The 12,587-nt window shown below is 54.4% G+C and carries 6 protein-coding genes; 2 read left to right on the top strand and 4 right to left on the bottom strand.

Translation table 11 applies throughout. The annotated features are described in order from the left end of the window. Window positions 1–144: 144 nt before the first annotated feature. Window positions 145–2,061 carry an FAD-dependent oxidoreductase gene (locus tag AC6ROY_RS03475; protein WP_500098592.1) on the top strand — a complete coding sequence of 639 codons (1,917 nt, stop codon included), beginning with the start codon at window positions 145–147 and terminating at the stop codon, window positions 2,059–2,061. A gap of 92 nt (window positions 2,062–2,153) precedes the next feature. On the opposite strand, the gene AC6ROY_RS03470 is transcribed toward AC6ROY_RS03475, so the two are convergent. Together AC6ROY_RS03470 and AC6ROY_RS03465 are read right to left on the bottom strand one after the other, a co-directional pair. Beyond that, the gene (locus AC6ROY_RS03470; RefSeq protein ID WP_500098591.1) at window positions 2,154–3,797 is read right to left on the bottom strand and encodes an extracellular solute-binding protein; all 1,644 of its coding nucleotides are present in this window, start codon (window positions 3,795–3,797) and stop codon (window positions 2,154–2,156) included. 49 nt (window positions 3,798–3,846) lie between these two features. Continuing rightward, window positions 3,847–6,165 carry an AraC family transcriptional regulator gene (locus AC6ROY_RS03465; protein WP_500098589.1) on the bottom strand — a complete coding sequence of 773 codons (2,319 nt, stop codon included), beginning with the start codon at window positions 6,163–6,165 and terminating at the stop codon, window positions 3,847–3,849. 275 nt (window positions 6,166–6,440) lie between these two features. Between AC6ROY_RS03465 and AC6ROY_RS03460 the strand changes: the two genes are divergently transcribed. Next, the gene (locus AC6ROY_RS03460; RefSeq protein ID WP_500098588.1) at window positions 6,441–9,518 is read left to right on the top strand and encodes an S-layer homology domain-containing protein; all 3,078 of its coding nucleotides are present in this window, start codon (window positions 6,441–6,443) and stop codon (window positions 9,516–9,518) included. A 125-nt stretch (window positions 9,519–9,643) separates the two neighbouring features. On the opposite strand, the gene AC6ROY_RS03455 is transcribed toward AC6ROY_RS03460, so the two are convergent. Continuing rightward, a complete protein-coding gene (locus tag AC6ROY_RS03455; RefSeq protein WP_500098587.1) occupies window positions 9,644–11,965 on the bottom strand; it encodes a stalk domain-containing protein in 2,322 nt (773 codons plus the stop codon). 131 nt (window positions 11,966–12,096) lie between these two features. Then, a complete protein-coding gene (locus AC6ROY_RS03450) occupies window positions 12,097–12,585 on the bottom strand; it encodes a hypothetical protein (RefSeq protein WP_500098585.1) in 489 nt (162 codons plus the stop codon). Between the last annotated feature and the right edge of the window lie 2 nt (window positions 12,586–12,587).

The raw sequence follows: 12,587 nt of genomic DNA, 5'->3' as shown, positions 1-12,587 counted from the left end.
CATGAAGTTCGGGTAAAAGAAAAATTTGTCTGTATGGCAGGTGATTAATTAGACTTGCAGTCTAATATGTCGTATGATATAACCATAATCCACTAATTAGTACTCTCTAATCGTCTTTAATCCGCGTTAATAAGGAGGCGCTCCATGACTCGGTTCATGCGCGCGGCCACCCGGAAGAAACGGGAGCTGCTGCTGGAGACAGCGCTCAGCCTGTTTATCGAGCGAGGCTACGAGCAGGTTTCCGTAGATGACATCATTGCCGCCACAGGCACATCCAAAGGAACCTTTTACCATTACTTCAAAGGAAAAGACGAGCTGCTGCAGGAATGGCCGCGGCAGCAGCTTGCGCTGGTACGCGCCTGGTCCGAGCGAAAACCGACCCAGGTTCCGTCGCTGGAGCATCACATTAACCGGCTGTTTCTGGAGCTGGCTGCCCATGCAGCCCCTTCCCCCCGCTTTATCCGAAGCTGGATTGCGCTGTCGATGCAGACCGACAGTCTGCAAGCGTCGATGGATCAGCTGCGGGCCGCGCTCGACGAGGCGCTCAGACGCTGGCTGCCTGAGCCGGGCAAAGCCGGCGCGCTGATCACCGCCTACTTCGGGACGCTGCTGCTGTGGAGCTCAGAGAACGAAGCCGGCGATTTATCCGAACGAATCGGCCTGCAGCTCGCCTGGGCCTGGGCCGGCATTCGCCAAGACGCGCTGCCGGAGCAGCCAGCGCCGCACCATGAATCGAAAGGGGACTACAAGATGAAAGTAGCGATCATCGGAGGCGGGCTTGCAGGATTAACGGCCGCCGCCTATTTATCGGAGCAGCGGGAGATTCAGGGCGTATTGTTCGAGCGCAGCCCGCAGCTCGGCGGACGCGCCTTTACGTACGAGAAATCCGGCTTTACCTTAAACTACGGCGCGCATGCCGTGTACGGCATCGATCGTCACAAGCTGACGGTAATGGAGCGCGAGCTTGGGCTGTCCTTCAGCTCCAAGCAGGTCGACAAACGCAAGGTCATGTATGCGAAAAACGGCCATCTGACGCCGGCCCCGCTCGACTTTGTCAACCTGATGCGCACCGAGCTGCTGAATCCGCTGCAGAAGGTCCGCTTTGTCGGAGAAATTACCGCAATTATCGCCAACATTCATCAATTGCGCAGCTACCCGACGCTAGGCGATTATTTGGCGGAATCAGATGCCGACGAGGATGTCAAGGAGCTGTGGGAGCATCTCGTTTGCTCCAATTTCTTCATTGCGCCGGAGGAGGCTCGCAAGGTGCCGGGAGCGGTCATCAGCGACTATTACCATAACCTGTTTCTGTCGAGCCGACCGGTCAACTATGTGCTCGGGAGCTGGGCGGTCATCACGAATCAGCTGCGCGACAAAATCGAACAGTCCGGCAGCTGGAGCATTGCGCTGCAGGAAGGCGCGGAAAGCATCCGCTATGCCGACCGGCAATATGTCATCCGCACCAAAGGGCGCGAGGAAGCCTTTGACCGCGTCATCTTCGCTATGCCCGTACAGCAAGTATGCAAGCTGCTCAAGGATACGCCTTGGGAGCCGTTCCTCGCTCCATATGAGCATAATACGTCCACCGAGGTGATGGTCTACGACATCGGCCTGCAGCAGGTCGTCGCCCGGCCGTTCAGCTATATCAGCGACATGGACAACAAGCTGTTTATCAGCGATGTATCGGCCACTGACCATACCCTCGTGCCGGAGGGGGGACAGCTGCTGCAGGGCATCGCTTACCTGAGCGACAGCTTTGAGGACGAAGCAGAACGCAAGGCGTATCTGGACAAAAAAACGCAGCAGATGGAAGCCTTGTTTGACAACTACTACCCCGGCTGGCGGGAGGCTACGGTAGTCAAGCGGGTGTCGAAAAAAGCGATGGTCGCCAGCGTCAAAAACATCGCCGGCAACCGGCTGCTGCCGACACGTGTGGAAAGCGTGCCGTTTTACTTCTGCGGCGACGGCTGTCAAGGCAAGGGCGAGCTGGCCGAGCGCGCCTTTTCGACGGCCAGGCAGGCGGCGCAGGCGGTGATCGAGGAGCTGAGCGTGCTCGCTTAAAGCAGCACGGAAGCAAATCAAGCCGGTCCTCTGATTTGGCCGGCTTGACCGCTTCAGGCCGCAACGTATAGATGAAGCGGTTAACCGCAGCGTTATCGTCCTTGAACTCGCTTTCTGGCATGCTCATGGTACCACTCATTCGCTTCCTGCAGCACCTCAGCGCCGCCGGCCGCCATAAATTCCTGAACAAAGCTATCGAAATACTCCAGAGGCTTGTCGCCGGTGATCATGGACATATAGGCTTTGTTTTTCAGCCTCATTAATTCGGGTCCGTGCTTGATCAAAGAGGGCGTCGCAACCTCCAAAGCATTGTAGATGCCGTCCTTGTCCAGACCCAAGGTGGACGCCCATTGCTCTCTACGCTCTGTCGGCTTCAAAGGCACGGTCATGCCCAGGTTGGCGCCGATCAGATTCGAGTAGCTGAACATCTTGTCATAAGGCGGCAGCTCCATGACATCCTCTTTGGAAGCCCCCGCCCATTGCCAATGCTTCCCCTTGATCCCGTACTTCATCGACGTATATTCATCAAGGTCCGGATTGGCGCTCACATAGTCCAGTATTTGCAGAATCGTCTTCAGCTTGCCCGGCTCCTTAACCGCATTAGCGCCGATCGCCGTGAAGCTCATCAGCATATCGTATGCTTTGGAGCCCCGTTTTCCACCAGGTCCTGTGAAGGGCTCGCCAAACACAATACGGGCTTGCGCATGCTTGGCGGTCAATTCCTTCACATTAAATGTCGCTTCGACCGGAGCTTCCTCGCCACGCGTCCTGCCCTCCTGATTGAAGGTCAAATAATCGCCGGATTGAATCCAATGATAGTAATTGCCCATCGAGGTCATGCCAATTCTTCCATTGATGAAGGCATGGGACAGATGCTTGTAGCCGCCCTTATTTTCTCCGGTAATAAACTCCGGATCAATGACGCCGTCCCGGTACCATTTACGCAAAACCTGCAAAGCTTCCTTCATCTCCGGCTCCAATGCGCCGATGACCAGCTTGTCGTTTTTTTCCCCGAAATAAAGCTGGTCGGCAAAAACGATTTGCCCGAACGCGCCAAAAACAACATTCATCCCTTCGCCGGACAAGCCATACGTATCCTTGAGGCCGTTGCCGTCCGGATCTTCATTGGTGAAGGCATAGATGACCTTCTCAAAATCGGATAACGTCTTCGGCACCGGCAAGCCCAGCTTATCCAGCCAATCCTGCCGATAGACGACCGGAATGCGATAAATGTTCGTCGGATTGACGGCCGGAATCCCGTAATATTTCCCGTCGATTTTGCCATAGTCCTGATAGGCCGGCGTATTTTCCCGGATCGCCTTCATAATGTTGGGCGCATATTGATTCAGCAGCTCCTCCGGAATTTCGGCCAGCATGCCTTGCCGTTGATATTTCAACAGATCCTGCGGCTGTCTGATCCTGAACAGATCGGGAATTGCGCCCCGCGCCAGCTTCATGTCCAGAAGCGCTTCGTAGCGGTTATTTTCCAGGTTCCAGACATCCAGATCAACGTTAAATTTATTTTCCACGTACCGGACCATTTCCGCATCTTCAGGAACCGGCAGATTCAGATGCGTTGTCCAGGAAATGCTGTACCGCGGATTGCCGGGAGCTGACGGGGATTGCAAAGCCTCAGCAGCAGACTGTTGCGCAGGCGGCATGCTGCAGCCGCTGGCGGCCCCTAAGATGACCGCTGCAAAAAGAGCTGTGATCCGCCGTAATTTCTTCATGTCCATGCGACAACCTTCCTTAACATGATCGTTCTGGTTCCACGGATCGAAGCCGCTACGCTTGCTTCACCGTGTCGCGCAAGTAATTTCCCGGTGTACAACCGTACATTTCCTTGAATTTCTTAATAAAATAAGCCGCCGTCCCATAACCAACCGTATTCGCAACCTGTTCGATCGTCATCGTGTTGTTTTCGATCAATGTTTTCGCCCGTTCCATGCGCTGGCTGGTCACATATTCCGTATAGGTGACGCCGATTTCTTCCTTGAAAAGCTTGCTCAAATATTTCGGACTTATAAACACCTGGGCAGCTACCGCATCCAGCGACAGATCATCGGACAGATGCTCCGCGATATATTGCTTGGCAGACTCAATGCTGGAAATGGCCCGTTCGCCGTTCCGCTTCTCCATTTGCGCAATAAAGGCAGTGATCGAATCAACGAGCCACGCCCGAAACGAATGGATGTGATGAAGCTCAATATATTGATTGTACAAGTCCAGGTTCTGCTGCACAGGAGGCTTGTAGCGGACGCTTTTCAAATAATCCGAGTAGACAAACACGGTATTCGCCAAAATAAAGTGGCAATAATCCGCGGGGTACTTGCCTTCCCGAATGTTCGTCACCAGCTGATCAATAGCCGCTGTGATCTCGTGAAGCTGGCGGGTTTGCAATTTTTCCCGAAACTTTACGAGCATGGATTGCGGGATTTCATCCAGGCAGTGCTCCCGCTCCAGCAGGCTGCGATCATTCAGCATCGCAATCTCCGGCAGGAAATAGCCATACTTTATTAAGCTTTGAGCCTCCAGATAACTCATGTGAACGTCAACCAGCTCCGTTACCCAGCAGCCCCACGACAGTTGAACATCCAGCTGAAACTGCTGCTTGCCTGCGGATACGATAAACCGGGATAGCTGCTCCAGCAGTGCATCAGACAAGTGGCTTGCGCAAACGATGACAACCAGCTTCTTGTCCGGAAGCTCCTCGGCAATGATGCGGGCTTCCGGTAAAGAAACAGCCTCCAGCTGCTCCATCATGCGGTGCAGCACGATCTGCATGCTGCTGGAGCTGAGTCGGCCAAACGCTTCACCCGGATTTACAACCATACTGCAGTAATGCTTGTGGGCAAGCGAGATGTCCAGACCTCGCAGCTCCTCTGTCAGCTCCTCGCGGCTGTAGCTGTTGCGGAGCAAGTTCAGTACGACATTATGCTTGATCACCGAGCTGTTCGCCAGCAGCGTCTCCTCCAGATTGCTGACCTTATCCGTCAGCTTGCTGAAGGCTGTATCAATCAGCCTGTATTCATTAGCGCCCTGCTCAGACGTATGGTCAAATAACCCTTTTACCTTGCCGACGAGCCGTTTGATCGGGCTATAGCTCGCTCTGGCAAAAATGCCGGATAACACAAGGCCCACCAGGATCGCAAACAAACAAATGCCAAGCACCAGCTTTTGCACAAAAATAGATTTTTCATAGAAGAAGCTGGCGGGCGAAGCACTGTAAATTTTCCAGCCGGTTGATGGAAGCGTCTGATAGGAAACGACATAGGACGTACGGTCAATCGGTTCGTTAAAGCTCCCGGCTTCCGCCTCAGACATCACGACCTTGGCCACACTGGAGCTGCCCTCGTTATGCAGGTTGAATGCTCCTTGCGTTGAAGCCGTAATCGCGCTGCCGGAACGATCCAGCACAAACGTGCTTTCATATTGGGACGGCATCATATTCCGAATAACCCCGCTAATCGCGCTTTCCTTGACGTCAATCGCAATCATCACATCACAATTTTCGCCGGACGCCTGAAAGGGGTAGCTGTGCACATAAGTAATCAGAGCCTGGCCGTTGCCGCCTGGCAGGCTGGAGAAAATATCCTGCGGGACGGTCCGGGTTGACGTCCAAAGGTAGCTCCCCTTATTGCTGCGCATCCCGTTGATCCAATCGGCAAAAAACGCCGCGCCATCCCCTTGATCGGCATTAAATTTCAGTCCATAAACCGACGAAAGCATCACCTGCTGTCTCGGATAATACAGATGCACCGCCTGCACGATGTCCGAATTGCCGGTTACCTCCGACTTGAGCAGCTCCTGCAGATCGAGCACCTTGCTCAAATTGCCCGGCGAGGCAGAATCGGCAAACAAACGAACGTCGGCTGTTTTATCAAGCGAAAGATTCAAATAAATGTGCTGAACCCGCTGCAGCACCGTCGCCTCAATGGTTTGGGCTGTATTCTCAAGAATGAGCCGGTTTTTGTTGCGCAGCTCTTCTTTATAATTTCCCGGGAAGTAAATGTAGAAGACAGAGCAGAGCAAGAGAACAACGACAAGCACAATGGACACATAGGAAACAGCCAGGTTTGCAAATACAGAGTTCCACTTTTTCATCGCCCATTCTCCCCTCTCATCTGGATTATACACCACGCAATGGACGGGCTTATACCCATTAATCAAATCTTAACATTGGGGACTGTTCCGGTAAAATTTAATTGTAAACGGATACATTTTGCTGATTTTGACCCTAAATTGCCAAATACGCCGCCGATTCAGGCGAAATCATACCATTCTTATATCAAGCAGAAATTGTTATATTGCCGGGCGGTAAGGCTCGATGCTACGTTGAAATCGACTCAAAACTAAAAATTATAGGAGTGGACAAGGCTTTGAAAACAACATCAACAAAAAAGTTTTTAGCTGTTACGTTGGGACTGCTGGTGCTTTCCAATTCCGCTGTCGGCCATTTTGCGCTGGCAGCATCACCTCCAGCTTCAATTGACCTGCCCGCGGCGCCAGAGTGGGGACATTTTGCAGACAGCTACAAAAACAACACGCCTGTTAACAAATCGGTCTATTCCAACCCGAGCATCGGCGTGCTTTCCGGTTTCCTGGAGCTTTGGACACCCGGGTCCGACTGGAACAACGGCACGAAGCTGAACAGCAGCGCGCTGGACGCCAATATTCAATATGTAGCGAATATTGCCGCCACCCGTACGCCTGCGGATGAAACGAGAGCCTATTACGACGACCGCAGAAATCAATCGTACGGCGCGACGGAAGGGCTTGGCTCTCTCGCGGACGTATACCGCACCAAGTCCGGAACGTACACCACCATTACGAGCATTCCGGCAGACGCCACCTCCGTCAAGTACAACGATGGCAACGGCGATAATAAAGCCGGCGATTCCGATTCCGAGCTCGGCAAGATGGTCGACCTGATCGGCAAGCTGCGCGGCAACTATGCGTCCACGACGCAGGCCAAAAACTTTTACAGCTATATGCGCCCTTACCGCTGGCTGAATGATACGTCGGCGATCGTGCCGACACTCGTTCCTGCGATCAGCACGACGCCGGCCACCGACGGCGGCTTCCCGAGCGGCCATACGAACGCTTCGTATCTCGCAGCTTATGCGCTCGCTTATGCTGTGCCTGAACGGTTCCAGGAGCTGATGACCCGCGCTTCCGAGATGGGCAACAGCCGCATTGTCGCCGGGATGCATTCGCCCTTCGACGTGATCGGCGGACGTGTGATGGCCACGGCTTTGGCCGCAGCAACTTTAGCTGACCCGGATAACGCTGAACTCAAGCAAGCTGCTTATGACCAGGCTCACGCCCTGCTGCTGACCCAAACCGGCGCCTCAGAAGATCGCTTCACCGATTATGCGAAAAATAAAGCGCAATACAACGAGCGCTTGACCTACGGCTTCAGCCCGATTCATGCTACGACGGCGGCGATGGTTGTTCCAAAAGGCGCTGAAGTGCTGCTGGAAACACGCCTGCCTTATTTGAGCGACGCGCAGCGCCGTGCCGTGCTGGCGACAACCGGTCTTCCGTCCGGTTACCCGGTGCTGGATGATCCTGAAGGCTGGGGACGTTTGAATTTGTTTGCCGCTGCCGACGGCTACGGCGCTTTGACGAATGACGTTACCGTGACGATGGATGCGGGTAAAGGCGGATTCCATGCAGCGGACCGCTGGCGCAACGACATCTCCGGCACAGGCAAGCTGACGAAAGACGGCTCCGGTACGCTGCGACTGCTCGGCAGCAATACGTACTCCGGAGGCACGCAGTTAAACGCAGGTACGCTGGAGGGCGGTTCGGCAACAGCCTTCGGCAGCGGAGATGTCGTGAACAACGGCGGAACGCTGGTGGAAAAAACCGCTGGAGCGCTGACGATTGGCGGCAAGTTCACCCAATCTGCCGACGGTACGCTGGAGCTTAATGTGGCCAGTGCAGCCGATGTACTGAACATCAAGGGTGCGGTTCAGACCAACGGAAAGCTGCGCGTGAACTTTACAGATCATTATGTGCCGAAAAGCAGCACCGTCACCTTGATGAGCCATGGCGCTGATCAACGGAGCGGACAATTTGCCGCAGTCGACATTCATGGACTGCCAAGCTCGTACAGCGCCAAGGTTGTTTATCAAGCGAACCAGATTGTATTGGCACTGACGAATACGTCCGGTTCTGACGATTCATCAGGATCAGGCGGCTCCGGCAACTCAGGTTCCGCCACAGGCTCAAATGCTTCTAGCGAAACGAAAACCGACACGCCGGCTCAAGCATCATCCGGAATAACGGTAACAGCAAAAGCTGACGCGCAAGGACAAGCAGAAGCTGCCATTGACGATGCTCAAATCAAAGCGCTGGTCGAGCAGGCTCAAGCAAGCGCAGCCGGTACGAAGGCTCTGACGCTGACTGTCGAGCCGGTCGACAAAGCGACTGCCGTAGGGATTACACTTTCCAAGACGGCTGTCTCGAACCTGTCGGCCAGCAAAGCGGATGAAGTCGTCGTTGCCACTCAATTCGGCAGCCTTACCTTTAATCGGGCCACGCTGGCTGCTCTGGAGCAGGCGGCAGGCAGCGACATCAAGATCAAGGTAGCGCAAGCCGATACAGACACGTTACCGGCAGAAGCTAAAAATTTGGTAGGTACAAGACCGGTACTGCATATTACGGTTGAGGCCGGGGCTTCCACGATCTCAACCTTTGGCGGCGGCAGCCTCCGGATTGACATTCCTTATGCGGCTGCGCAAGGCGAAGACGCGAATGCCATCGTCATCTATTACATTGACGGCAGCGGAAAGCCAACCGTCATGAATCGCTCCAGCTACAGCAATGGCAAGGTCACCTTTGTAACGAACCACCTCAGCCAATATGCCGTAGGCTACAACAAGCTCAGCTTTGACGATATCAGCAGCCATTGGGGAAGCGGCTTTATCTCGTATCTGGCAGCGCGGGGCATTGTTTCCGGCAGCGGCAGCAACCAGTTTTCTCCGGATACGGGGATCACAAGAGCAGAATTTTCCAAGCTGCTGGCTGGTATGGCAAACGCAAATATTTCCGGATATAGAACGTCCACCTTTGCCGATGTGAAAGCCGGCGACTGGCACCTGCCTTATGTAGCGTGGGCGGAAGAGCATGCTATCGTGCAAGGCTCAGGCGATGGCCAGTTTAACCCGAATGCACCGATCAATCGCGAGGAGCTTAGCGTCATGCTGCAGCGGTTTGTCGAGCAAGCAGGCATCAAGCTGCCGCAATCGGTCAGTGCCGTAACATTTGCCGATCAAAGCAAGATCAGCGCCTGGGCAGCGGAGTCCATTCTCTCCCTGCAGCAAGCTGGCGTCCTTTCCGGCAAAGGCGGCAACTCGTTTGAGCCGCAAGGCGGCGCTACCCGCGCGGAAGCGGCAAAAATAGCGTCCTTGCTGCTTCAAGAAATGAGCAAGCAAACCTCCGTTCGTTAATCTAAAAAAGTAGGCCATAAACGGCGCACGTAAAAAACCAGAGAGCCCTGTGAATCAGGGACCTCTGGTTTCTTTGCTTCGCCAGCGGGACGTGATCGAATGGATGAAGCTTCCTTGCAGTTGACTTACACGAGCTTTTTCCACAGCACAGCCAGCACGGCGAGCTGCTGCTTGATCCAGCCGAGCCAACCGCTCGCTTGGTCGGAGTCGGCGGCGCCATCCTCCGTAGCTGCGGTGGACGAATCGTCCGAAGCAGCGCCGTCTGTCGCGCCTGCCGAAGCCGAGCCAGTGGCAGCCGAAGCTGCTAACGCTGCAGGGTCAGCCGCAAGGCCGGACCGCTCCGGGCGGCTGCGCTCCGAGAAGGCGGCGGATGTTTGCCGTCCATTCGTTGCAATTTGCACGATGCGGCTGCCGCCATCCCAGCTCACGATTCCGCCAAACGCTTCGCTGGCGAATCTGACCGGCACCATCGTCGAGCCGCCGATCAGCTGTGCAGGCACTTCGAGCGCCTCCGGACGGCCATTGATCAGCGCTTCCTGACCGCCAACGGTGATCTCTACGGTAGTCGCTCCCTTACTGGCAGTGGCTGTTCGCGTCGCAGCGTTCCATTCTACCTTCGCCCCCATCGCTTCAAAAATCGCGCGAATCGGAGCAAGCGTGTTTCCATCGCGGATGACCGGCGGCTGCTCCGTTTGCAGCTCCTTGCCGTCCAACGCTAGCGAAATGCCCGATTCCAGCGGAAACGTTCGGACTGCAACCTGCTTGCCTGCTTCGTTATAGACAACGATGCCAAGCGTAGAGCCTGCGGGAACTGCGCCCGCCTTGACCGTTACCGCGTAGGGCGGAGCCGTCTGCGTGCCGATCAGTGCGCCATTGAGCAAATACTCCACTTTCCCGATATAGATTTCCGGGATTTTGACAAACGGTGTAATCGTCGCCTGCTTGTAGAACACGGAGCCTGCCGTCAGCGGCACCGCCCCCATCTGATCGGCGGGCTTTACTCCCTGTTCAATTTTGGTCAAATAATAAGGCGGCGCAATAAGCTGCTTGTACAGGTTCATCATCGCGTCGTTGTCACGCAGCAAATAGTTGTTTTTGCTCTCCGTCAGCTCCAGATTGACGTTAAAATAAGTCACGGACTTGAGTCGCGGATATTTAAACGGCATAATGCCATACAGCCGCTGCAGATTCAACGTACCGTAAGCGGTAAACGACTCCTGCGGAATGTTGGCATAATGGGATACGGCCGTTTCGCTGATCATCAGCGGCTTGCGATCCGCATATGTCCGGTACAAGTAATCCAGCCGCTCAATCGGACTCGTCGCCTGCATATTGCCTTGGGCGGGATCGCCATTTTCGTAAGGCTCGCTGTACAGGCTTACGCCAACCCAATCGACGTACGCATCGCCGGGGTAATAGGCATCCATCGAGTACATCGGCACATCGCCCGGGCTCCATACCATCGCCACATTCGGCGCTTCCTCCGCCATAATATCATGCACCATGCGAAAATTGCGGATGTATTTATCCGGGTCGCCGTGCCACGGCACCCAGTTGCCATTCATTTCGCTGGCGTAACGGAGAAAAATCGGCAGCCCGGCCGCTTTCGCCCCCTTCGCCCATTCGCGGACAGCCGCCTCGGTGACGGCATCCAGACCGTCCATCGGCTCCCAAGCGATCTGCAAGCCGGCATCCGCCTGCTTCGCGCGGTCCGCATATTGCTTCGGAAACGGCTTTCCCACCTGGGAATACGCCAAATACAACGCATGGCCTTTGCCATAAATGGATGTGGAGCGATTGAAGTAATTCAGCATCTTCGGATCGCGCTCGGTATACATCCCGATATACATGCCGTACGCCGGCTCGAATTTGGCCAGCTTGACGTCCGCAGGCAGCGCACGCTGGCGCAGCGCCTCAGTATCGGATGTTGAGATGTAGGCTTCAACAATCGTGCGGATTTGCTCGGCCCGCTGCAGATCGACGGCGCCCCAATCTTTGCCCGCCTTCAGCCAATACTCATTTTCCCGTTCGTAATACACAATCGCTTGCTCGTAATCGCCGATGGAATCAAAATACGTATTCAGCCTGCCTGAAAATAAAGCGGCATTTTCCCAATCGGCGGCGGCCGCATAATGCTCGACCAAAAAAGTCCAATGCGGCACGGCCGCCGCCGGATTGCCGGCCGCCGTCGCCTTGTCCGCAGCCTGCCAGCGATCCCAGATCGCGTCAGCATGTGCAGGCGGCGCGGCGGCAAACAGCAGCCCTGTGCCGAGCGTCAGCGCCAGCATGGCCTTTGCGGCGGCATGCGGCCAGTACGCTGCCCGGCGCAGCCGGACGGATAAGCCTGCCCCGCTGTCGGAATTCATGCCGGTCAGATCGGCTTGCCGGATTGAACCCGGCGACGGATTGTCGGTAGCTTGCTGCAGCGGTTGTCCGATTTTTTGCATGTGTCTTTCTCCCCTTGTGCGGCAATGCCGTCGTGTCTGCCCATTATATCATGAAGTATGCGGCGCACGGTACGCTTATGCCGGGGATGTCCCGGGGATGCCCTGGCGGGGCATGAATGTTCTACAACTCACTATCGATCTCTTCTTCTTCTAACTGAAGGCATATCTTCATGGTAAGACTGCAAATGATGATCTAAACTCCAAATTCTTATAGAACCTATACCTAATACAGTATCCTTATACTTTTTGTAGACCTGTACGATAGATAAATCACCAATTCCAATCTCCCTAACTGCATTTTCAACAACTTTACTCGATATTTCCAGCAAATCTTCTCTCTCAAACTCTTTCCCATAATATGACCACGGAGCCTGATCATTAACCGTTCTATGTATTAATTCAGCCATTGTTTGGGCTCTTTCTCTTCTCAGATTACCATCTGCAATATGTGCAATATGATTACCAGTTTCTATAATGGTTGCCAAGGGGAGAATCAATGTCTGCTGTCGATCTTCTTGCAATAGAACTAATTCTTCAATTACTTCTTGATGGTCCTGATTCATATGGGGGATGTTTATAATATTACAAAGAATAGAAGTGTCAATTATACTCACATGCATAA

It is taken from the genome of Paenibacillus sp. sg306046 (assembly GCF_059821225.1).
Note: the sequence above shows the minus strand (reverse complement) of the source record. Positions and strands in the feature narration are given on the sequence as shown.

Excerpts from the sequence above, each read along its gene's own strand:
- AC6ROY_RS03475 (WP_500098592.1), top strand. The coding sequence starts at position 145 with ATGACTCGGTTCATGCGCGCGGCCACCCGGAAGAAACGGGAGCTGCTG.
- AC6ROY_RS03470 (WP_500098591.1), bottom strand. The coding sequence starts at position 3,797 with ATGGACATGAAGAAATTACGGCGGATCACAGCTCTTTTTGCAGCGGTC.
- AC6ROY_RS03465 (WP_500098589.1), bottom strand. The coding sequence starts at position 6,165 with ATGAAAAAGTGGAACTCTGTATTTGCAAACCTGGCTGTTTCCTATGTG.
- AC6ROY_RS03455 (WP_500098587.1), bottom strand. The coding sequence starts at position 11,965 with ATGCAAAAAATCGGACAACCGCTGCAGCAAGCTACCGACAATCCGTCG.
- AC6ROY_RS03450 (WP_500098585.1), bottom strand. The coding sequence starts at position 12,585 with ATGCATGTGAGTATAATTGACACTTCTATTCTTTGTAATATTATAAAC.